At 51.2% G+C, this 22225-nt stretch carries 25 protein-coding genes; 6 read left to right on the plus strand and 19 right to left on the minus strand.

Annotation, left to right across the window (positions count from 1 at the left end):
• A complete protein-coding gene (locus tag OUY18_RS05355; RefSeq protein ID WP_268057703.1) occupies nt 1-489 on the plus strand; it encodes a hypothetical protein in 489 nt (162 codons plus the stop codon).
• 104 nt (nt 490-593) lie between these two features.
• Here the strand turns inward: OUY18_RS05355 and OUY18_RS05360 are convergent, their stop codons facing one another.
• The 11 genes from OUY18_RS05360 to OUY18_RS05410 form a co-directional block, all read right to left on the minus strand.
• On the minus strand, nt 594-1214 hold the full coding sequence (locus tag OUY18_RS05360) for an SGNH/GDSL hydrolase family protein (protein ID WP_268057704.1): 621 nt from the start codon (nt 1212-1214) through the stop codon (nt 594-596).
• A 39-nt stretch (nt 1215-1253) separates the two neighbouring features.
• On the minus strand, nt 1254-1682 hold the full coding sequence (locus tag OUY18_RS05365) for a secondary thiamine-phosphate synthase enzyme YjbQ (RefSeq protein ID WP_268057705.1): 429 nt from the start codon (nt 1680-1682) through the stop codon (nt 1254-1256).
• Nucleotides 1682-2533: an amidohydrolase family protein gene (locus tag OUY18_RS05370; protein ID WP_268057706.1), complete on the minus strand. Its 852-nt coding sequence runs from the start codon at nt 2531-2533 to the stop codon at nt 1682-1684. The genes OUY18_RS05365 and OUY18_RS05370 overlap by 1 nt, the downstream gene beginning before the upstream one ends.
• 18 nt (nt 2534-2551) lie before the next feature.
• Nucleotides 2552-3346, minus strand: coding sequence for a fructoselysine 6-kinase (frlD, locus tag OUY18_RS05375; protein WP_268057707.1), 795 nt, complete (start codon nt 3344-3346; stop codon nt 2552-2554).
• Nucleotides 3347-3411: 65 nt separating this feature from the next.
• Entirely contained in the window at nt 3412-4272 is an 861-nt protein-coding gene (locus tag OUY18_RS05380) for a PfkB family carbohydrate kinase (RefSeq protein ID WP_268057708.1), read from the minus strand.
• A gap of 96 nt (nt 4273-4368) precedes the next feature.
• Nucleotides 4369-5337, minus strand: coding sequence for an SIS domain-containing protein (locus tag OUY18_RS05385; RefSeq protein ID WP_268057709.1), 969 nt, complete (start codon nt 5335-5337; stop codon nt 4369-4371).
• 39 nt (nt 5338-5376) lie between these two features.
• Entirely contained in the window at nt 5377-6210 is an 834-nt protein-coding gene (locus OUY18_RS05390) for a sugar phosphate isomerase/epimerase family protein (protein ID WP_268057710.1), read from the minus strand.
• Nucleotides 6211-6227: 17 nt separating this feature from the next.
• On the minus strand, nt 6228-7064 hold the full coding sequence (locus OUY18_RS05395; protein ID WP_268057711.1) for a sugar phosphate isomerase/epimerase family protein: 837 nt from the start codon (nt 7062-7064) through the stop codon (nt 6228-6230).
• A gap of 13 nt (nt 7065-7077) precedes the next feature.
• Nucleotides 7078-8634, minus strand: a complete 1557-nt coding sequence (locus OUY18_RS05400) for an amidohydrolase (protein WP_268057712.1) — start codon at nt 8632-8634, stop codon at nt 7078-7080.
• 356 nt (nt 8635-8990) lie between these two features.
• On the minus strand, nt 8991-9491 hold the full coding sequence (locus tag OUY18_RS05405; protein ID WP_268057713.1) for a nitroreductase family protein: 501 nt from the start codon (nt 9489-9491) through the stop codon (nt 8991-8993).
• A gap of 149 nt (nt 9492-9640) precedes the next feature.
• A complete protein-coding gene (locus OUY18_RS05410; protein WP_268057714.1) occupies nt 9641-9814 on the minus strand; it encodes a hypothetical protein in 174 nt (57 codons plus the stop codon).
• Between the two features lie 93 nt (nt 9815-9907).
• Here OUY18_RS05410 and OUY18_RS05415 point away from each other — a divergent pair, with 93 nt between their 5' ends.
• On the plus strand, nt 9908-10126 hold the full coding sequence (locus OUY18_RS05415) for a helix-turn-helix domain-containing protein (RefSeq protein WP_268057715.1): 219 nt from the start codon (nt 9908-9910) through the stop codon (nt 10124-10126).
• Between the two features lie 180 nt (nt 10127-10306).
• Nucleotides 10307-11077, plus strand: coding sequence for a MerR family transcriptional regulator (locus OUY18_RS05420; RefSeq protein ID WP_268057716.1), 771 nt, complete (start codon nt 10307-10309; stop codon nt 11075-11077).
• A gap of 64 nt (nt 11078-11141) precedes the next feature.
• Here OUY18_RS05420 and hcp read toward each other — a convergent pair whose 3' ends face one another.
• Together hcp and OUY18_RS05430 are read right to left on the minus strand one after the other, a co-directional pair.
• Entirely contained in the window at nt 11142-12734 is a 1593-nt protein-coding gene (gene hcp, locus OUY18_RS05425) for a hydroxylamine reductase (protein ID WP_268057717.1), read from the minus strand.
• Between the two features lie 100 nt (nt 12735-12834).
• Nucleotides 12835-13548, minus strand: coding sequence for an ATP-binding protein (locus tag OUY18_RS05430; protein ID WP_268057718.1), 714 nt, complete (start codon nt 13546-13548; stop codon nt 12835-12837).
• A gap of 165 nt (nt 13549-13713) precedes the next feature.
• Between OUY18_RS05430 and OUY18_RS05435 the strand changes: the two genes are divergently transcribed.
• The 3 genes from OUY18_RS05435 to OUY18_RS05445 are packed head-to-tail and all read left to right on the plus strand — an operon-like array spanning nt 13714 to nt 15578.
• The gene (locus OUY18_RS05435; RefSeq protein ID WP_268057719.1) at nt 13714-14337 is read left to right on the plus strand and encodes a Crp/Fnr family transcriptional regulator; all 624 of its coding nucleotides are present in this window, start codon (nt 13714-13716) and stop codon (nt 14335-14337) included.
• 45 nt (nt 14338-14382) lie between these two features.
• The gene (locus OUY18_RS05440; RefSeq protein WP_268057720.1) at nt 14383-15087 is read left to right on the plus strand and encodes a GNAT family N-acetyltransferase; all 705 of its coding nucleotides are present in this window, start codon (nt 14383-14385) and stop codon (nt 15085-15087) included.
• A gap of 56 nt (nt 15088-15143) precedes the next feature.
• Complete coding sequence (locus OUY18_RS05445) at nt 15144-15578, plus strand: hypothetical protein (RefSeq protein ID WP_268057721.1); 435 nt, start codon at nt 15144-15146, stop codon at nt 15576-15578.
• Nucleotides 15579-15680: 102 nt separating this feature from the next.
• Here the strand turns inward: OUY18_RS05445 and OUY18_RS05450 are convergent, their stop codons facing one another.
• From OUY18_RS05450 to OUY18_RS05475, 6 genes are all read right to left on the minus strand, one after another.
• Nucleotides 15681-16133, minus strand: coding sequence for a YgaP family membrane protein (locus OUY18_RS05450; protein WP_268057722.1), 453 nt, complete (start codon nt 16131-16133; stop codon nt 15681-15683).
• A gap of 344 nt (nt 16134-16477) precedes the next feature.
• Complete coding sequence (gene nrdG / locus OUY18_RS05455) at nt 16478-16981, minus strand: anaerobic ribonucleoside-triphosphate reductase activating protein (protein ID WP_268057723.1); 504 nt, start codon at nt 16979-16981, stop codon at nt 16478-16480.
• On the minus strand, nt 16971-19304 hold the full coding sequence (locus OUY18_RS05460; protein WP_419196117.1) for an anaerobic ribonucleoside triphosphate reductase: 2334 nt from the start codon (nt 19302-19304) through the stop codon (nt 16971-16973). Before OUY18_RS05460 ends, nrdG begins: the two co-directional genes overlap by 11 nt.
• A gap of 261 nt (nt 19305-19565) precedes the next feature.
• On the minus strand, nt 19566-20582 hold the full coding sequence (gene mgrA / locus OUY18_RS05465; protein ID WP_268057724.1) for an L-glyceraldehyde 3-phosphate reductase: 1017 nt from the start codon (nt 20580-20582) through the stop codon (nt 19566-19568).
• Between the two features lie 4 nt (nt 20583-20586).
• A complete protein-coding gene (locus OUY18_RS05470; protein WP_268057725.1) occupies nt 20587-20991 on the minus strand; it encodes a winged helix-turn-helix transcriptional regulator in 405 nt (134 codons plus the stop codon).
• A gap of 480 nt (nt 20992-21471) precedes the next feature.
• On the minus strand, nt 21472-22146 hold the full coding sequence (locus tag OUY18_RS05475) for an epoxyqueuosine reductase QueH (protein WP_268057726.1): 675 nt from the start codon (nt 22144-22146) through the stop codon (nt 21472-21474).
• Between the last annotated feature and the right edge of the window lie 79 nt (nt 22147-22225).

A 22225-nucleotide genomic window follows, 5' to 3' on the forward strand; every position in this document is an offset into this window, starting at 1 on the left:
ATGGGATATTGTGTGATTTGCGGAAACGAAACGCAAAACAAAGGAGACATCCATGTGGGAACTCCCCGCGCCGAACAGCCGGACCCTGCGCACAGCTTTGCATTCGACGACAGCCTTTACAGCGATTATGTTTGTGCGGGCTGTATCAATAAGAAGCTGAGCCGCGACTTTTCGGGGCTGGGCCTGTATCTGTTCCTCGAGCTTCTCTGGTTTAAAGTAGCCCAGAACGGGTTTTCAAATATCTGGGGGATTCTGTCCTTTCTGGTTGCGACCGCCGCCCTGATCCGGATTCTGCTGGTTCTGGCGCGCAAATTCATGCAAAGATTTTTCAGTGAAAAGGCGATTCCCCCGCTTCTTGACTGGGGGGAAGACCGGGAAGAAACGGCAAGCGCCCTGCTGAAGCAGAAAATGCTGGCTGAATTTCAGGCGGAAGGAAAACGGGTTCAGACGCTTTCCGAATACAAATCCGGCAAAAAGGTTCCCCGCTGAACGAATACACTCCTGTTTGTCCGTCCTTTCTTAAAACGGCAAAAGGCCGGCACCCCTTTTCGGAGGGTGCCGGCCTTTTGTCGACTGTGCGAACAGTGTTTCGGTTATTTTAAAATTTCTTTCACCCTGTTCCCGATTCCTTCGCAAAGCGCCGCATGATGCTGCGGATCGTAATGGATTTTATCGCAGCCGAGGCCTTTTACATAGTCGGCCGCATCCAGGAAATGACAGCCGAACCGCTCCGCAAGCTCCTGATAAATCGGCGCAAGCCTGCGGCTTTTTTCGATCGACTGCGCAGTAAACTCCACCGAATCGGTTTCCCCGATGGGAACCGGCGCGACGATCATAATCTGCGGCTTCTGCTCGCGGAACTGGAAATACCCCGTGATTTTCATCACTACTTCTTCCATCCCGTAGCCGATTTCCTCCGCGCATACGTGGTAGCGCTCTTTTATATCGTTGGTGCCCAGCATGATGATGATTAAATCGACAGGGGAATGGCTCATTACGCAGGGAAGGATATAATCCAGCCCCTTGCGGTAGGGTTCAATATCGTCGCCGAAAGCGGTGGTGCGGCCGTTCAGCCCTTCCTCCACCACATAATAGCCTTCTCCCAGCAGCTTTTGAAGCCTGCCCGGCCAGCGCACATCGCGGGGATAGCGTTCGCCGGAGCCGGGAATATAACCGTAGGTATTGGAATCGCCGAAGCAAAGAATTGTTTTCACCGAATTCACTCCATGTATTTCGTACTTTTTAAGAAAGGCTTATTCTCCCATAACCTCTACAAAAATGCGGCGTGCCTGAGGGCCGTCGAATTCCACAAGATAAATATCCTGCGCGCCTCCGCAGACTATTGTACCATCAATCACCGGAAAAAGGCAATGATTCCCGCTGAACATACTCTTGATATGGCCGGTAGAATTATTGCCGGTCGCTCCGTAACTGGGCAGAAAATGCGCATGCGCGTAAGGCGCTTCCAGCGGAACAATTTTGCTGAGCGTGTCGGCAATATCCACTTCCACGCAGGGAAGCCCTTCATTAACCATGATTCCGGTCGTCGTATGGGCGGTGATCACCGCCACCATCCCGTTTTTTACCCCGCTGTTTTCCACAATCCGATGAACCTGCCCGGTGATGTTAATAAATTCTTCCACTTTATGGCTCATTGTTTGAATCGTTTCAAGTACCACCATTATGCTTCCCCCTTCAAAAACCGGATTGCGTTTCCGCTGTAAAGCGCTTCCCTCGCATAATCACGCATGGGTATTTTGTCCAGCGCACGTTTAATCTTAAATGCGCGGAACCGGGGGCCATTGGATGCAAACAGCACTTGCTTATAGAAGCTGCGTTCAAACCAGAGCGGCCCCATATCCACCGTAAACACCCGCGCAATCGATTCTTCCGGAGAATCCAAATACAGTACGGACGTATCCGTATAGATATTCGGATATTTGATCATCAGCATAACCATCTCGCGTACCCACGGCCAGGCAAAATGGGCGAGGCAAATACGCAGATCCGGATGGTTTATCGCTACTTCTTCGAACGCGACCGGGTGGCAGTATTTTGTGGGGGTGTTGGGTTCCCAGGACAAGCCTGCGTGAAAGAGGATCGGTTTATTGTACTCGATACATTTCTGATAAATCGGCTCCATAAACGCATCAGTAGGATAGAATTTTTGCTTGGCGGGATGAAGCTTCAGGCCCTCGAGCTTTAAGGTTCCAAAAGCATAATCCAAAACCTCCAGCGCATCTTCCCTGTGCGGGTCCACACTGGCAAAACCAATAAACCGTTCCGGGTGGACCGATACAATTTTCGCAATCTGATCGTTATTAACAACCCATCCCCCCGCTGTGGTCGTTAAATCCAATGGGAGCAGCGCGGCTTTATCCACCGAGCCGGCCTCCATTTCGGCAAACAACTCGTCGAAGCGCATCGGGCCTTGCTTCCACACGCCGAATGTATCTTTGCGAAAGCCAAGCTCCTTTTCATTTTCGCAGATGATATCGTAAAATATGGGGTGAATATGCATATCAATCAGCATTTTTATTCCCTCGTTTCTTTAATACGGTTCAAACTGTGCAACGACTTTTGACGAAACCTCCGCGCCTTTTTTCATGCATTCCGGAATGTCCCAGCCGTAGATAATCCCGTAGGTGTACCCTGCGATATAACTGTCGCCCGCTCCCACGGTATTCACCACTTTCGCGGGCACAATTCCATAACGGTAAAGATGCTTACCGTCCCAGCTGATGCTTCCATTCTCTCCTAAAGTCGCGGTTACGATTTCAGGCCCATAGCTTTGTATTTTCCGAATCCAGTTTTCAATATACGCATCGTCCTGCTCATAAGAGAGGAACACATAGTCCACATAGGGGAAAATCTCTTCACAACGGTATTCCGGGTCCGCTGAAAAGGTGGAAAAATCCATTACAACTTTCACGCCCGCCTGGTGGAATTCCGGTAAATGGTCTAAAATTTTTCCGAATAAATCGGTGTGCATGTAATCATGGCCTTTGATAAATTCGATTTCTTCATCGGTTAAAGAATAATTTGCCATGACGCCTTCAATTTCCTGAAGATGGACGCGATCGGTACCGTTTTTCAGTTCCATCATCATTTTACAGGTGTCTCCCGGTTCCGTCCTTAAATGGGAAACGTCTATGCCTTCTTTTTGCAGGGCCTCTTTCATCCGTGTTCCATACTGATCCGTACCGACAACACTGACGATGGAAACCGGAATCCCCATCCTGCTCAGGTGCACACCCCAGTCCACCCCGTTTCCGGTCGGATAGAATTTATTCAGTTTTTCATAGACATCCGCGCAGCAAAAACCGACACCGGTAACCTTTACCATGACATTACTCCTCCCTTTTTAGAAAAGGGTAAAATGGAAAACCATTTTACCCTTCATTCCGAATTTTATTCGTAGATTTTCCCGTGGCCCCAGGCTCCGGCCATCCCGCAGACCTTGGAAGCGAACCCCGCGGCTTTTTCCAGGCATTCCGCTATCGCATTCTGGTCGGCTTTTTCTTCCTTTACCTTTTCCATATAGCTGACAAGGAAGGAGGTGAGCAGGCTGTCGCCCGCGCCCATGGTGTCCACCATCTTCTCCACGGGCAGCGCGCGCTGCTTATAGAAGCGGCTGCCGTCAAAGGCAATGCAGCCTTCGGCCCCGCGGCTGGCAACCGCAATTTTCACGCCGTAGCCGGTCACCTTTTTCAGGTGCTCCTCAATGGCGCTTTCGGGCATTTCACTGCACGACATAAACGCATAATCCACCAGCGGGGCAACCTGCTCATAATATTCGGGCGTGGAGTCATCCGAAAAGTCAAAGGAGATCGGGATTCCCGCCTCTTTGATTTTTGGAAGCTGGCGCTCGGTAAAGCAGTAATTTCCGCTGTGCACCAAGTCGAATTGTTTCATATATTCCAAATCGAAGCGGTCGAGCACGTACAGGGTTTCGCCGCGGATTCCGCCTTCGTTTGAACCCAGAAAGACGCGGTCGTTGTTAATAACGGTAGCGCGGGCACAGCCGTTTTCGCCCACGAGCTGTTTGCATTTCATCGTTTCGATTCCTTCCTGCCGAAGGGATTCGATGACATGCTCCGCTTCTTTATCGTCGCCGAAATAGCCCATATAGGCGCTCCGCTCGGCGCCGAACATTTTCGCGTAAACCGCGAAATTCACGGCGTTTCCGCCGGGATACATTGTTTTAATATGCTCATATTTGTCGACGACGTTGTCGCCAAAACCGAGAACTTTTACCTTATACTCCGCCATTTGTCCACCTTTTCTCCGCGCGTTCTATAATCTTTTGTAACTGCCTGCGGATTTCGCGCGGCAAATTCCGCAGGCAGATTTTTTATCCTATAAAACTTAGTAAGCAACAACGCCCATGTAGCGGCGCGTTTCCACCGGATGGTTATGCTTCTTTGCCAAAGCCTCGCGGAATTCGCAGTTCATGGCGTAGAACAGAATCGGATTGAAGTAGTCCACAACATCCGGGTCAATTTTATCCATTCCCAGCTCCAGCGCATCCAGAACCATGAGCTTATCCGTATGGGTTTTCAGGAAGTCTTCGGCGCGCTGATCCATTACGCGGCATTTTCCGGCGGATTTCTGAAGGAAATAGAACACGCCTTTTTCCGTGCACTCAAACGGGCCGTGGAAATATTCGCCGGAGTGGAGGTACGCGCAGTTTTTCCACTGCATTTCCATGAGAGAGCAGATGGAAAACCCGTAGGCCTGGGAGAAAGCGGTGCCGCTGCCTAAAATATAGAAGAAAGGCTCCTCCCCGTATTTTTCCGCAAATTCCCGCGTCATTCCGCTGTTCACCTTGGCAACAGCGCCTTTGATAATCTCGTCCATCCTGGAAACAGCGTCCATCATCTTCCCGTGGTTTGCAAAGCCCTCCTGCGCGGCGAGCAGTTCACTTGCCAGCGCAAGCGTAATGCAGCCCGGCGTTTCGCTTACCGAAACGCCTTCGCCCCATGGGTATACCCAGGAAATGAACTCCGGATGATCGCAGGCAGAACCGGCCTTGTCCGTTAAGGTGATTACGGCCGCGCCTCGCTCTTTTGCCAAATGGGAGGCATCTACCGTTTCCTTCGTATTGCCGGAGTGCGAGCAGGCAATGACAAGGCTGTCTTTGCCAAGCTTTTTGGGAGCGGCAATGATGAATTCCTTGCTGGTATACCAGCCGGACTCAATCGTGGAAGATTCGGCGTTCATCATATAGTGCGCGGGATATAAGTCGATTAAGGAGCCGCCGCAGGCAACCCAATACACCTGTTTTATCCGGCCCTTCTCCTTTAATACGTCTGTTATTACATTCTTTGCGTTCATTTTATTTCCTCCAAAAATATTGTTATATGGAAACAGAAATTAATCCATATACCTTTCAAAATTTCGCATGTTGCGTAAATCGTGTCCGGCGGGATCCGCGTAGTACCGGCCGTCGGTAATTTCCTGCCCGAGATACCCCTCGTAATGGTAATCATTCAGGGTTTGAATGAATTTTCCGAGGTGGTGCTTCCCGTCACCCCAGATCAGGTGCCCATAGGGTTCGCCGTCGATAAAATGCATATGCCGGATGTCGCCGCCGAACACCTTGAACCAATCCTCCAGCGTTTCCCCCGCCACGCCCATGGCGCAGGTATCCACCATCACTTTAAAGTTCGGATGGTTTACCTCGCCGAACATCCGCTTCGCGCTTTCAAGATTGATAACAAGCTGGGATTCCTCCGGCCGTATGGATTCCATAACCAGCGTAATGTCCTCCCGCGCGGCAATGTCCGATAAGCGGCGCAGCATCTCCCGCGAGCGCTTCCACGCTTCTTCCTTATCCTCATTCCAATAGCCCCAGCCGGAATTGACCTCCATATACCTGCACCCCAGTTCCGCGGCCACGCGGATTCCGTTTGCGAAATAGCGGAAGCTCCGTTCCCTGTGGGCAGGCTCCTTCGCGGCAAACTGATAGGGATAGGTGCAGTTTTCGGGGGTAAGCACCTGCACGGTCAGGCCGCGGTCCTTTATCTTTTTGCCGACCGCCTTTGTATCGGAATACGTCATATGATCCAGCCAGAAATGCGGCGCGGCACACCAAAGCTCAATCGTTTTAAAGCCGGCGCGCTGCTGGGCGTCCAGAAAATAATCAAGGGAATAGTTGATATAGTGGATATTCATACCCGCTACCTGTTCACGCCGAATCGTTGCCAAACCAGTTACCTTCTTTCTCAATCTACAAAATAGGGTTCAAAAGCCCTGAAATTACGAAGATCCGCCGCCTCGGGGTCATCCAAATAGTGGCCGTCCGTAATTTTCTGGCTGAGGTATCCCTCGTAATGGAAGTCATTGAGCACCTGAATATACCGGTCCAAAGGATATAATCCGTCTCCCCAGACAAGATGCCCGTAGGGCCGCCCATCCGTAAAGTGGCAGTGTACAATCTCTTTGCCGAACGTTTCAAACCACTGGCGGGGCGTCTCCCCGGCAACCCCCATCGCAGCCGTATCCAGCGCAACCTTTACCCCGGGATGATTGACATCTTTATAAAGACGTTCCAGTTCCGACAGCGTGTTGATGATTCTCGCCTGTTCGGGGCATGCCGTCTCCACAGCGAGGGTCACGCCGTTTTCAGCGGCCACGGGGCCAAGCTCGGCAAGGCTTTTTACCGCGCGCTCATAAGTAGCCTTCGGGTCTTCATCCCAGGTGCCTCCCAGGCAGCTGATCGGCATGATTTCTGCCCCCAGTTCGCCGGCCGCTTTGATTCCCTGCTTAAAATATTCCATGCTTCGTTTATGAAATGCCGGATCGGGCGAGCACAGAAGAAAGTGATATGCCGCACATTCCGGAGTAAAAGCCACGATTTTCAGGCCATGATCTTCCACCTTTTTGCGGATTTCTCCGGTATCCTCAAATCCGGTATAATCCATTAAAAAGTGCGGAGCGGCTCCAAGCAGCTCGATTGTTTGAAAACCTGCATTCTGCTGTACTTTCAGAAAATAGTCCAGCGGGTAATAGACATAATGGGCATTCATACCCGTAACCTGTTTTCTTTTTAAATGAGCCACGATAAATCCCCCTTTACCTTAATGTGTTGTGCACAATCCGTCCGTCCGAAATGGTAAGGCAAACCTTTGCATCACGGATTTTTTCAACAGGCGTGTGGAAAACATCCGCGTCCAGTACGGCGATATCCGCCAGCTTTCCAACCTCCAGCGTGCCAAGGCGGTCTTCGTTATAGCAATTGTACTGCCCGTTTATTGTCCATGCGGTAAGGATTTCCTGCACCGTGAGCATATTCTGCCGGTTAAAGCTTTCCCCGTCCTTGAAATAGCCGCCCACCGCGCAGTAAATGGATTCCGGGATATCCGGAATCAGGAGCGGAAGGTCCGTACCGCAGGTTACGCAGACCCCGCTGTCCCACATTTTACGGCGGTTCCAGTAGTTTTTGCCGCGGTCTCCGCCTAGCTGGGTTGCAATCATGTCCAGAATGTCCTGCTTCTTATCCAGCGATTGAATCTGCGGATAAACCTCCGCGATAACGCCCAGCCTGCCCATACGCTCCAGATCGGCGGGATTCGAGTATTCCAAATCGGTAATGGCATGGCGGTTTTTCAGCCTGCCGTTTACTTTTTCACATTTTTCATAAAGATCGACCGTATGGCGGACGGCCCCGTCGCCCTGGCAGTGCAGGGAATAGCGGAAACCGTGCCGGTCCGCTTCCAGCGTTTCCTTTTCGATCAGCTCCCACTCCACAGGAACAAGGCAGGTCGTTTCCGGCTTGGAGGCGTAGGGCTCGATCAGCTCGCCCAAAAAGCGGGCGATTCCGCGGTCGGTCATGCGGTTAAAGCCTTCAAAGCGGACAAAATCGCCCTTGAATTTTTCCCGCATCGCTTCGCCGTGGGCGAGATTGATTCCCTCCCCGACCGGCTGTGACATAAAGGCCACGCGCATGTTCAGGCGGTCTTCTTTTTCCAGACGCTCCATTACGTCCGTAAAGCCGTAGTACGTGTCGAAGCTCATTTCCTTAATGGCGGTTACGCCGCGTTCGTTCAGCATCTGTATGTAATCCAGATACTTCTGCTCAATGCCCTCTTCATTCAAATATTCGGGCATCATGCGGTAAATTTTTTCGGCGTAGCATTCTTCGGGCGTAAATCCGTATTGATCGCGCGCCGCCTGATTCATCCAGCAGGTATCGCGGTCGAAGGTAAAGATCACGACCGGTAAATCCGGGAATTCTTTGCTGAGCAAATCTTCCCCGCTGTACTGAAAATCGGCGGGTTCCCAGCAATGGCCGAAAACGGGCTTATCGGCAGGCCGGTTTTCCCGATATTTCTGAATGGCGGCGATTCCTTCCACATCCGAGCGGATTCCCGTAAAGTCAATTCCGATACTGCGCAGAACATAGCCTGTAAAAAAGGTGTGATTGTCCACAAAACCCGGGGTAACAACCCTTCTGCCAAGGTCAATCACGTGCCTTGCCTTCTGAACCCAGACTTCTGATTCGCTTCGCGGGCCAATCGCGAAAATCCGGTTTCCTTTTACCACAAGGAATCCATCCAACGGCTTTTCTCCCGTCGCTGTAAAAATATTCTTCGACAGCAACACCAGAAACTCTTCTCTTTCAGTTCGCATAAAATCCACCGCTTTCTTCATATGTTACTGTAACATACTATATCATACTATAACGTTATACGACAAGTAATAGATTGCCAAAATATTTTTCGCTTTTTTGTGGAGTTTGTTTATTTCGGCAGGATTTATGAAAGCGCTGGGATGAAAAATTGTTATATTCCGGAAAAATGGATTGTATGATGGGTTCAGCAGGCAATATTTCCGCTTCGATTCACTAAGGCTAGAGAGGATTTCCGCGCGCATTTCTTCCGGAAAAACAAACCATACCATAAAAACGCCCCCAAATCACGCTTACGATTTGAGGGCGTTTCAATCCGTGTTTTTCGATCAACAAGCTGTATAATATTCCATAAAAATTACCATTTGTCGTGATGGATTCTCGCTTTGTCGAAGCGGCCGGCCGGTTCTTTGTGCTCGGCGGGGTATCCCACCGACACGATGGAAAACGGATAGACGGTGTCGGGCAGGCCCAGCAGCTCTTTCAGGCCGTCCATCCGGTCTTTTTCCGGGTAAACACCCAGCCAAACCGCGCCAAGGCCCTTTTCCTGCGCCGTAATCAGGATATTTTCGGTGGCCGCGGCGCAGTCCTGCACCCAAAGCCCTTTGAATTTCTCCCTCGAAACATCCCCGCAGACGAGAATTGCCGCGGCCGCACCCGGCAGCATCTGGGAATAAGGATGAATCTTCGTAATCTTTTCACGCAGCTCCTGATCGCGTACAACAACAAACTCCCACGGCTGTTCATTCCCGCCGGAGGGGGCCGCCATCGCCGCCCGCAGCAGGTCTTCGACCAACGCGTCGCTGACTTTTTCGCCCGTATACCTGCGGATACTTCTTCTCTCTAAAATTGCATTCATTTCCATACCTCCTGATTGCAGTTTCTAACTTATGATATTATAATAAATAGTAATTTCAGGAAAATCAATACCGTTTGCTATGATCTTTCCCTTGAACAGCGTTCTTTTATGCGGCAAATAAAAAGGAGGCGGTAATACGCCCCCCTTTTTCACTTTAAAGATTGCTTTTTTACCATGTCCAATTCCTGTTTCATTTGTACAATTTCCGCTTCCCGGCTTTGTATGTACATCTCCTCTGTTTTGCACTGAACCTGTTGAAGGTCTTCTATAATATCGGTAACCTTATTAAACAAAATCGTATACATTTCTTTATAATCCACCATTTTATCACCTCGAATGCTATTTTAAAACATTATCCTTAAAAAATCATAATATAGAATAATCTGTTCTAAGTTATAATTTTCTCGGTGATAAAAATGCAGGTATATACACGAATCCGCAACCTCAGAGAAGATCACGATCTGACGCAGGCAAAAGTCGGCGCCGTTGTTAATGTATCCCAAAGGACCTACGCATACTATGAATCCGGCCAAAGGATGATTCCCCCGCATGTTTTATGCGCTCTCGCAGATTTTTATCAGGTCAGTGTCGATTATCTTCTCGGGAGAACCGAAAAGAAGGAAACCAATCGCTGATGAACCCATGAGTACCGTCTGCGGACGGTACTTTTTCTATCAATTTTAAAAATTCCTGTTGACTCTGACGTAACGTCATAGTGTATGGTATACTCAGACGGTAAGGAAAGAGGGAAAATCAAAGGCGTAAACACACTCCTGCCGATGACCCGCAAAAAACAAAACGGGGGGTACCAAAAATTGAAGATCAATGAAGTGGCAAAGCTGACGGGCGTAACCGTGCGCACGCTGCACTATTATGACGAAATCGGCCTGCTCAAACCAACGGAAACAACGGAATCCGGCTATCGCATTTATGATGAAAGTGCGCTGGTCAAGCTGCAGCAGATTCTGTTTTTCCGGGAACTGGGCTTCCCTTTGGACGAAATCCGGAAAATTTTATCCAGCCGTTCGTTCGACCCATCGAAAGCGTTAAAAAATCATAAAGACCTTCTTACGAAAAAGCGTGACCGTCTGAATCATTTAATTGATCTGACAGACAAGATCATGAAGGGAGAAACAACGATGAGTTTTCAGGAATTTGACACAACGGAAATTGAAAACACAAAAAAGAAATATGCCGAGGAAGCCAAAAAGCGCTGGGGAACTACCGACGCATACCGCGAAAGCGAAAAGAAAGCCGCCAATTACAAAAAAGAGGACTGGCAGAAAATCGAAGCGGAAAGCGGCGCGATTCTGAAAGCTTTCTCCGAAGTCCGGGAAAAACCGGCGGACTGCGCAGAGGCACAGGAGCTGGTAAAACGCTGGCAGGATTTTATTTCCGCAAAATTCTATGCCTGCACGAAAGAAATCCTTGCAGGTCTTGGCCAAATGTACACGGCCGATGAACGCTTCCGGAAAAACATCGACCAATACGGCAGCGGCACAGCGGAATTTCTGGCGAAGGCCATCGCGGTTTACTGTGCGAAAGAAAACACTTTCGATTACAGAGAATCGAACGGCGTATCCTAAGAATCGTTTTATCCGCAACAAGAAGCACCGTCCAAATCGGGCGGTGCTTCTTGTTTGCAACTATTTATTTGGAAAGGATTTTTTTGAGATCTTCTTCCGGTGTGGAAATCGGGGAGATCTGGAAGTTTTCCACAAGGTAGTTCAGTATATTCGGGGAAATGAACGCGGGCAGGGTTGGCCCGAGATAGATATTTTTGATTCCGAGCGACAGCAGCGTCAGCAAAATGCAGACCGCTTTCTGCTCGTACCAGGAAAGAACCATTGTCAGCGGCAGTTCGTTTACGCCGCACTGGAAGGCTTCCGCAAGGGCAACGGCAACACGGATGGCGCTGTACGCGTCGTTGCACTGTCCCATATCCATCAGGCGCGGCAGGCCGCCGATTTCTCCAAGGTCCAAGTCGTTGAAGCGGTATTTTCCGCAGGCAAGGGTAAGAATGACGCTGTCCTTCGGCGCTTTCTGCACGAATTCCGTGTAGTAATTGCGGCCGGGCTTCGCGCCGTCACAGCCGCCGACAAGGAAGAAGTGCTTGATTGCTCCGCTCTTCACCGCTTCCACAACCTTATCCGCAACGGACAGCACCGTCCCGTGGCCGAAGCCGGTGGTTACCTGTGTGCCGCCGTTGATACCCGTCATGGGGTGATCGTTTTCGTAGCCGCCCAGCTCCAGCGCCTTCTCGATGACCGGAGTGAAATCCTTCTTATCATCGATATGTACCATTTCCGGGTACTCCACCACTTCGGTGGTAAAGACGCGGTCGCGGTAGCTTTCTTTTACCGGCATCAGGCAGTTGGTGGTAAACAGCACGGGGGCGGGGATATTCTGGAATTCCTTCTGCTGGTTCTGCCACGCGGTACCGAAATTGCCTTTCAGCTGGGGATAGGCTTTCAGCTTCGGATAAGCGTGGGCGGGAAGCATTTCGCCGTGGGTGTAAATATTGACGCCCTTCCCTTTGGTCTGCTCCAGAAGCAGATACAGATCGTGCAGATCGTGGCCGCTGACCACAATGAACGGGCCTTTCTCAATCGTAAGCGGAACCGTGGTGGGAACCGGCGTGCCGTAGGTTTCCGTATTGGCCTTATCCAGCAGTTCCATGCATTTGAGGTTGACCGTTCCGGTTTCCATTACAAGGGGCAGGAGCTCATCCATGCCCCAGTCCTCGCCGATGGCAAACAGGCCCTTGTAGAAGAAACGGTTCACTTCTTCATCGGTATAGCCCAGCATCAGCGCGTGAAACGCGTAAGCCGCCATCCCGCGCATGCCGAACAGAATGAGGGATTTCAGGGAACGGATATCTTCGTTATCTTCCCACAACTGCTTCATGTCGTAATCGTCGGTACGGGAACAGTGTGAAGAACAGCAGCCGCAGCCGGGAACCAGCGCGTTCTTCTCCCTGTGGACAGCCTGAATCTGACGGCGCACGGCCTCGTCATCGAAATTTACATTGGTTATGGTGGTGAACATGCCTTCCAGCATCACACGGTTGGTGGAAGCGGTGGGTTCCTCTCCCGACACCGCACGCGCAAGGCCGATCAGCGCCCCGGTCAGCTCATCCTGCAAATTGGCGGTTGCCGCCTGCTTGCCGCAGACCCCCGCTTTTCCGGTACAGCCAGTGCATCCGGCCGTTTGCTCACACTGAAAACAAAACATATTGGACATTTTTATTCCTCCTGATTCTATATTTGAATGTTTAACATATCCTTTTGTATCCCTTTCCCGCAAATTGGAACGGGAAGGGGAGGATATGGCTTTGCTTATTTTACGCTTCTTCTAAAATTTCTCCGTCGGTGGATATGGTGACAATCTGCCAAGGAATCAGCTTGCCGCAGTTCATCAGCGCGCTTTTTACCGCGTTCACAATGCCGCCGCAGCAAGGAACCTCCATCCGCACCACCGTAACGCTTTTAATCTCGTTGTTCCTGAAGATTTCCGTCAGCTTGTCGGCGTAGTTTCCCTCGTCCAGCTTCGGGCAGCCGATTAAAGCAATCCGGTTTTTGATAAAACGGTTATGGAAATCGCCGTAAGCGTAAGCCGTGCAGTCCGCCGCAACCAGCAGGTTCGCATTCTCGTAAAACGGCGCTTTCACCGGAAGCAGCTTGATCTGCACTGGCCACTGCATCAACTGGCTTTGTATGTTCGCCGGAGCCTTTTCCTCCGCGGGCGCCGCTTCGCGCCGAATGGTTTTTGAACGGGAACCGGGGCATCCGCCCGCGTGGCACGGGGTTTTCTGCTGCATCGCTTTCTGATGCTTCTTCACGGATTCCTCGTCATACTCCGCCGCTTCCCTTTCTTCAAAGGTGATGGCTCCCGTCGGGCAGACCGGCAGGCAGTTTCCCAAACCGTCGCAGTAATCGTCGCGGATCAGCTTCGCTTTCCCGCCTACCATCGCAATGGCCGCTTCCTTGCAGGCATTGGCGCAAAGGCCGCAGCCGTTACACTTTTCCTCGTCAATATGAATAATCTTGCGTATCATAAAAAACACCTCTGTTTCCGTCTTTTTTCGAATTTTCCTTTACTTTCTGGCCTTAGTGTACTATACTTTTAAGCAGATTTCCGTTGCGGATGCAACAAAAACAGAAAAGAGGGAATTTTCATTATCGATACGGACGTTTTAAAAGGGAATAAGCTGTTTGCAAATATGCAGGAAGCCGACATCCCCAATATGCTGAAATGCCTTGGAGCGCGAAAGCAGAGCTTCCAGAAAGGCGAATATATCTGTATGGCCGGCCGGACAGAGCCCGCTGTGGGCATTCTGCTTTCCGGCGAAGCGCAGATCACGAAAGAAAACCGGCAGGGGGACGCGATGATTGTCGGCACGCTCAAAACCGGCGATCTGTTCGGCGAAGTTTACGCCTGCATGGGGGAAAACGTTCTGCCGGTTTCCGTTGTCGCGCTGGGAAAATGCGACGTACTGCTTGTGCACGTGGAACGGATTGTCCACACATGCCAAAACGCCTGCCCGTTTCATCAGCAGCTCATTATGAACCTTCTGCGGATTATGGCGGAGAAAACCGCCATACTGAGCCGGAAAATGGAGTTTATCGCCTACAAAACCATCCGGAGCCGCTTGGAAGCCTATTTTTACGATCGGATGGAGCGAAGCGGTTCCAGCGAATTTATTATTCCGCTGAACCGGAACGAGCTGGCCGATTATCTCTGCGTGGACCGGAGCGCCCTGTGCCGTGAGCTTTCGCACATGAAATCCGACGGGATTCTGGATTACAAGGGGAATCATTTTTACTGGCTGAAACAAGACGTTTAAAAAGACCGGCAGCTTCGGCCGTACCCGGAAAAAAGGATGATAAAATTGAAAGCAATAAAAGAAACCGCGATGGAATATTTATTAAAGGAACCCCTTCTGCATATGGATATGATGGAAAACATCCGCAGAGGCGGCGCGGAAATCCTCCATGCTTCCGAAAAAGGCGTTCTGCTCCTGAAAAGCGGCGCATATTTTATCAGCGCACGGGACAGAGAAGCCGCCCGGCATCTGCTGTCTTTTGCGGGAAACGCCGATCTTTTCAACGCGCACCAAAGCCACTGCGCGCGGGCGGTCGCTGAAAAATACCGGTATCCGCGAAAAATTGTCTGTCATCAGGCGGCTTACCTTGAAAAGGAGCCTCTGAAAGCGGAATATCCCGCGGAAATCCGGCCGCTGGACGAATCTTTTCTGCCCTTTATTATGGAGAATTACACGCACGCGGATGACGAGAAGTATATCCGAAACCGCCTGCAAACGGGGAATCTGTTCGGGGCGTTTGAAGAAGGAAACCTGGCCGGGTTCATCGGCGTGCACGACGAGGGTTCGATCGGTTTTCTGGAGGTTCTGCCGCCGTACCGCCGCAGGGGGCTTGCGGTGACGCTGGCGGTCTACCTTACCAACTCTTTTCTCGAAAGAGGACAGATTCCGTTTTCCCAGATTGAGACGTTCAATACGGCCTCCCTGCGCCTGCATCAGAAATTACGCTATACCGTATCCGAACAAAAAATCTGGTGGCTGATGAACAATTAACCTTTGGTTGGTTTGTAAGAAGAAACGAAGTACTCTGTTAAAACAGGAATGATAAAATGAATTTCTACTCCACTCAATTGAAAGGGGAATCCACCATGTCGCTGCGGCTTAAAAAGGCGCTGTTTGATATCGTCGGCTTTCTGCTGATTCTGTTCCTGTTCCTCGAATGGAAAGAAAAAGCCTATCAAAATTATATCCGCCTCACGGGAAATCCCTATTCCCTGATTGAGGCAATGGCGCTCAGTTTCGTTTTGGGAATTCTTCTGAACATGGTCGGCAAATTCCGGTTTCGCCGGATATGGAAGCCTTTTTTCCTTGTCATAGCGGCTTTCTGCCTTCTTGTGGCTCTGCTGCCGTTTCCGCTGATCGCCCCGCTTTTTCCGCCCCTGATTGCGCGGAATTTCCTGACCGTTCAATTCCTGATCGCCGCTTACGCGGGCGCGAATTTCATTTCGGCTTTTCTGGAACCGAACGGAATAAACAACGGCTGATGCTTGCAGCTTATCATCCTATAGAAACAGGCTTCTTTTTTATCCGTAAGATCGCTGTACGCAATCCGCAGGATAAAAAAGAAGCCTGAAAGCATTCCCTATTTACTTTTCCGCCATGCACAGCATTTCGTCCGGGTCGCCGATTCCCTCCATGAAATCGCCCCGCAGCAGCTTCATGACTGTTTTTTCATTCTGGATTTCCTTCGCCGTGCGGATGCCCGACCGGCGGATAACCGGAATGGAAGGGCACCAGCCCTGAACGGCATGCTGCAAAAGGCAGTACCCCACCGCGCCGGTAAACAGGAAGCAGGGACATTTGGTCTTTAAATAACCGACTAGCGATGTGGTGGTAATCAGCATGGCCGCGTTGGTTTCCAGAACCCGTTCCGTGTCCCATTCTTCATCCAGTTCCTGAATCCGGTCGGTCAGGTCGTCCTCGTCGGCGTCCAGATAAAAATGAATGCGGCACACCGTACAGTTCCGGATTTTTTTATTTATTTCCTCGCAGGTATGCTGCGGTACTCTTTCCGTTGTGGAACAAACCCATTTTTTCATAATACAATCCTTTCCTGATCAATTGAATTTCAAAAATATTGTCTCCCGAAAAAGGCGGGTTATGAACGCTTTTCAGCAAATCCCTTTTATTCCTTTTTCACATAGATACGATCAGGAAGGAGAAGATTGTCTTGGGAGCCGATGAATTGCCCGCTGTTCATACGGGAAACAAAGTTGTTCCTATTATTCCCATACGCCGGAAATGGAAAGCGGAGCATTACAACGAAAAAAAGCGGGCAAAACGCCCGCTTTCCTTATTTATAATTTTTTATTTCCAAATATTTTGTGTGGAAGCTTTTAAACGGTACCGCTGAATGATATTAGCCGGCCAAGCGTATCGATTTTCATTCTTCGTCCAGCACGATCCGCCCGGTTTCTCGGGTACGGTTTAGATCGATAATGCGCTGGTTGCGGCTTCCCTTAAAGGTAAGCGTCAGATCCTTTTCCGCTAAAAGGAACGGGCCGTCGATCAGAACGTCGGTCTGGGAAAGGAGCGCGTCTACGTCGGGGTCATGGCGGTTCACCAGTTCCGCATAGGTGTACCCCGTAAAGACAGTTACATCCAGCTTCTTTTCGTGTACCAGCTTCGCAAGCTCCGAAAGCGGGCGCGGCTGGCAGAACGGTTCGCCGCCGCTGAAGGTTACGCCCTTCAGGAGCGGATTTTCGCAGATTTCCGTAAACAAATCTTCGATATCCGCCCATTTCCCAGCCTTAAAATCGTGCGTCTGCGGGTTGTGGCAGCCCGGGCAGTGATGGGGGCAGCCCTGCGTAAAAACGACGTAGCGGAAGCCTCTGCCGTCTACGATGGACTCGGGTTCCACGCCGCTGATTTTCAGTTTAGAGGCCATGCTTCACTCTGTCCCTCTCTTCGGCGCGCTTTGCGTTGTTGAAACGGTCGGTTGTGCCGACAAGATAGCCGGTAATTCTGCGGATACGCTCGAATTTCGGGCCGCCGTCGTTTTCGGTGCGGTGGCACTTCGGGCATTCGTTGTCGATAATGCCGTTGAAGCCGCAGATCGGGTCGCGGTCGACCGGGTGGTTCACCGAACCGTAGCCGATGCCGCTTTCCTTCATGCAGCGGATAACCGCTTCAAAGGCTTCGATATTCTTGCAGGTGTCGCCGTCCAGCTCGACATAGCTGATGTGCCCCGCGTTGGTAAGCGCATGGTACGGCGCTTCCAGCTTGATTTTCCGGAATGCCTTAATCGGATAATAAACCGGAACATGGAAGGAATTCGTGTAATATTCGCGGTCGGTAACGCCCGGAATTTTTCCGTATTTTTTCTGGTCAATGCGGACAAAGCGGCCGGAAAGGCCCTCCGCCGGCGTTGCAAGCAGGGTAAAATTCAGCCCGGTTTTCGCGGATTCTTCGTCCATGCGTTTGCGCATATAGCCGACGATTTCCAGCCCCAGCTTCTGGCTTTCCGCACTTTCGCCGTGGTGCTTGCCGGTTAAGGCTTTTAAGGTTTCGGCAAGGCCGATAAAGCCCATGCTGAGGGTACCGTGCTTCAGAACCTCTCTTACGCTGTCGTTCGGGCCGAGCTTTTCGGAATCAATCCAAACGCCCTGTCCCATCAGGAACGGATAATTATATACTTTCTTCGCACACTGGATTTCAAAACGGTGCAGAAGCTGGCGGACAACCATATCCATCCTCTTATCCAGAAGCTCATAGAATTTCTTGACATCGCCCTTCGCTTCAATGCCGATACGCGGCAGGTTCACGGAAGTAAAGCTCAGATTTCCGCGTCCGCAGGTAACTTCCTTCGACTTGTCGAAATTGTTGCCCATTACGCGGGTGCGGCAGCCCATATAGGCAACTTCCGAATTATAGTCGCCCTTTTTGTAATACGGAAGGTTGAACGGCGCGTCGATAAAGCTGAAATTCGGGAACAGGCGCTTCGCGCTGACCTTGCAGGCAAGCTTGAAGAGGTCGTAATTCGGGTCGCCCTCGTTATAGTTGACGCCTTCCTTTACCTTGAAAATCTGAACGGGGAAAATCGGGGTTTCGCCGTCTCCCAGGCCCGCGGAAGTGGCGTTCAGCAGGTTGCGTATCACCATGCGCGCTTCCGGGGAGGTATCTGTTCCGTAGTTTACGGAGGAAAACGGCACCTGCGCGCCCGCGCGGGAATTCATGGTGTTCAGGTTGTGGATCAGGGCTTCCATCGCCTGATAGGTCGCCCGGTCGGTATTGCTGATACCGGTTGTCACCGCGTACTGATGCGCTTTGAGCGCCTGCTCGCCGCTGATTTCCTCGAAGCCGTTCGCCCGCTGGTGCTCCGGCAGATAGGCTTTCAGCGCTTCGCCGTACCGGTCGGCACCCGAAAGCGTGATCTCCTCTTTCACATCGCTCCGGACTGCCGCGCACAGCGCGTCGGCGTCGGTATTCTTCATGCCGTTCGCAATCTGGAAATATTGGGACAGCGCCTTGAAATAAGCCTTTTGAAACGTCTTCGCAACGCCCGGCGCCATGGAATAATCGAAATTCGGAATGGACTGGCCGCCGTGCATTTCGTTTTGGTTCGCCTGAATCGCTATACAGGCAAGCGCGGCGTAGGAACGGATATCGTTCGGCTCGCGCAGCGCGCCGTGGCCGGTGCAGAAGCCGTTTTTGAACAGCTTGATCAGGTCGATCTGGCAGCAGGTTTCGGTCAGCATATAGAAATCTTCGTCGTGAATGTGGATATCGCCGCCGATATGGGCCGCCGCAATATCCTTCGGCAGGACGTAGTTATTGATAAAATATTTGGAACCCTCCGAGCCGTATTTCAGCATGGTGCCCATGGCGGTATCGGCGTCGATATTCGCGTTTTCGCGCTTAATATCCACGTCCTTCGCGTCGCGGAAGGTCAGTTCCTTGTAAATATCCATCAGGTCGCTCTGCGCCTGGCGGATTTTCCCATGCTCCGCGCGGTAAAGGATATAGGCCTTTGCGGTTTTCGCGTAATCAACGGCAATCAGCTTTTCCTCGACGGCATCCTGAACCTGTTCCACGGTGGGAATTTTGCCGTCCGGAAAAACGGAGGAAACCCTGTCGGTGAGCTTGTTCAGCAGGTCGTCGCTCATAGATTCTTCTTCAACCGCCTGATTTGCTTTATAAATCGCATTGCGAATTTTCTGTTTGTCAAACGGAACAACCACGCCATTGCGCTTTTTTATTTCAATTGCCAATTTCATGCACCCTTTCAACTTCCATAATTTCACTGTTTCATTTCCCGAGCACTATGCATTTTACAGGATTTATTTATACTTGTCAAGGGTAAAAAACCACAATATATAGGCATCAAATTTTACTGTTGGAATAATGAGCCCCATATCTATTATTTAACAATCTTCTGTTAACCAAAGGAAAATGCCCCTCGAAAGGGCCCGGACGAACGCCTTCCGGGGCGGTCCGGGCCCTTTTTTGCGGGATGCAAAAGGATTTTAAGTCTATTTTTTCAGAATCTGATCGATTTCTTTGAGCTCGTCTTTCGTGAAGGAAAGATTCTTCAATGCGCCCACGTTTTCCTCCAGCTGGGAAACGCGGCTTGCGCCGATCAGCACGCTGGTCATCACCGGCTGGTGAAGCACCCAGGCAAGGGCAAACTGCGCGGTGGTCTGGCCGCGGCGCGCCGCCATTTTGCCAAGGGCAACCACCTTTTCGATAATCTCCGGCGTAACGTTTTCCTTTTTCAGAAATACGGATTCCCCCGCGGCGCGCGAGTCTTCCGGAATGCCGTTATTGTATTTGCCGGTTAAAAGCCCCTGCGCAAGCGGGCTGAACGCGGTTGCGCCCATGCCGCATTTTTGGAGCGTGTCGAATAAACCCGCCTTTTCAATATGGGTATCCAAGAGGCTGTAGCGCGACTGGCAGATCAGGCAGTGCACACCCATGTCTTTTAAAAGAGCGGAAGCTTCGGCCGCTTTTTCGGGGCTGTAATTCGATATGCCTACGTAGAGCGCCTTGCCGCTTTTTACGGCCTGCGCAAGCGCGCCCATGGTTTCTTCCAGCGGCGTTTCGGGGTCCATGCGGTGATGGTAGAAAATATCCACATAGTCAAGCCCCATGCGCTTCAGGCTCTGGTCAAGGCTTGCAAGCAGAGATTTCCGCGAACCGAAATCCCCGTAAGGGCCGGGCCACATGGTGTAGCCCGCCTTGGTGGTGATCACCATTTCGTCGCGGTAAGGATGCATATCCTCCCGCATCAGGCGGCCGAAGGTCTCCTCCGCGCTGCCGGCCGGCGGCCCGTAGTTGTTGGCAAGGTCGAACACGGTGATGCCGAGGTCAAAGGCGCGGCGCGTAACCGCGCGGGCGGTTTCGTACTGGTCGTAGGTTCCGAAATTATGCCAGTAACCGAGGGAAACGGCGCTGAGCTTCAGCCCGCTTTTGCCGCACCGGCGGTACTCCATATCCTCGTAACGGCCTTCATCGGCAACATAGGGGGGTACAATCGTAACTCTTTCCATCCTTCTATTCTCCTTTCATTTGTTTCAGGGCCCACTCGTAAAGCGATTCCAGCGTCGGAATCAGGTCCAGCCCGTTCTGTGTAATGCAGTATTCCACCTTCGGCGGAATCTGCTGGAACTGCCGGCGGACGATCATGCCGGAAGCCGCCAGTTCACGAAGGCTCTGGCTGAGCATCATGTCTGTAATCGAAAAAATCTGCTGCTTGATTTCGCCGTAGCGCAGGCTTTCCCCGCCGCGCAGAGTCCACAGAATGCGGATTTTCCACTTTCCTCCCACAACGGACAGAGCGTATTCCAGCGGTTTCAGCGAGGTTTCCGTTTCCGCGGGGGGCGGCGTCTTTTCTACCGGCACCGCGATCGGCTGCGCCTTTTTTTCCCGCTTTTTCTTTTTATCCTTGTCCTTTTTCATATGTCTCCTCCAATACCCCAGCCTATCCCATTTCGGCTGCGCTGGCGCGGCTCCTGAGAATGAGCAGATCATGAAATCAAGCCTATCATAGCACCGCCATGGGGCAAAGTAAACAGAAATTTCGGCGGCCGCCTTCACCCCGGGGCACAGCCGGAAGGAGTGCAAAAGTGCCGCGGGAAACAGAAAAGGCAGTATCATTTTCTAAATTATATTGTTTTTAGAAATTTCCCGGCCTTTTCGGGAAAGTTTTCCAAGTTTTCAACATGGTTTTCAACAGCTGTTGAAAACATTGGGAAAAGAAAGGACAATCCATAGCGGGAAACGGTTCATAACGCGGATAATAAATCATTCCCGCGTAAAAGCAAAGAAACCTTTCCGAAACGAAGAAACCGGTCTGCCGCAAAGTTCCGTAGGGGCCCCTCTAATTTCCTTTGAATGCAAAAAATCAGACCCCTGCGGGCCGTGATTCCGTTTTCATTTTTACGTCGGACGGTTTTCCACCGTTTCCCCTCCCTCTGTGGAAAAGTTTTGCACTTTTAAACGGCGGTCGCGCTCCGCTTTGGAAAATACGCAGCCGCAGTAATCCTGACGGTACAAATGGTACTGCGCCGACAGTTCAATGGAACGCTTATACCCGTTGCGTTTCTTAAAATCGGAGGTCAGATACCGCACGCCGTATTTCTTTTCGAGCGCCAAACCGATTTCATTCAGCTTTTCGGCGTTTTTGTACGGGCTGATGGAAAGCGTGGTCGTAAAATAATCGAAACCGCCCGCTTTTGCCGCCTGCGCGGCCTCCTCAAGGCGCAGGGCATAGCAGGAAAAGCAGCGCTCGCCGCCCTCCGGTTCCTGCTCATGCCCCTTTGCAAGGGCAAAAAAGCGCCCGGCATCATACGTCCCTTCCTGAAACCGCACCGGGTATTTCACCGGCAGTTCGGAAAGGAGCCGTTTAACTTCCTCGACGCGCTTTTGGTACTCATCCAATGGAGAGATATTCGGATTATAGTAAAACAGGGTAATCTGAAAATATTCAGAAAGATATTCCAGCACATAGCTGCTGCACGGCGCACAGCAGGCATGCAGCAAAAGCGTCGGCGCTCTGCCGTCCAGCCCGTCGATGAGGTTCTCCAGATCTTTCTGATAATTCACCTTTCCCATGCGGTATCCCTCCTTTTCAAAAGGACGGCAAGCCGCGCATCCGCTGATTCTGCGGCCCGCGCGAAATGCCCGTCCGTCT

It is taken from the genome of Caproiciproducens galactitolivorans (genome assembly GCF_026672255.1).
Taxonomy (GTDB): Bacteria; Bacillota; Clostridia; order Oscillospirales; family Acutalibacteraceae; genus Caproiciproducens; species Caproiciproducens galactitolivorans_A.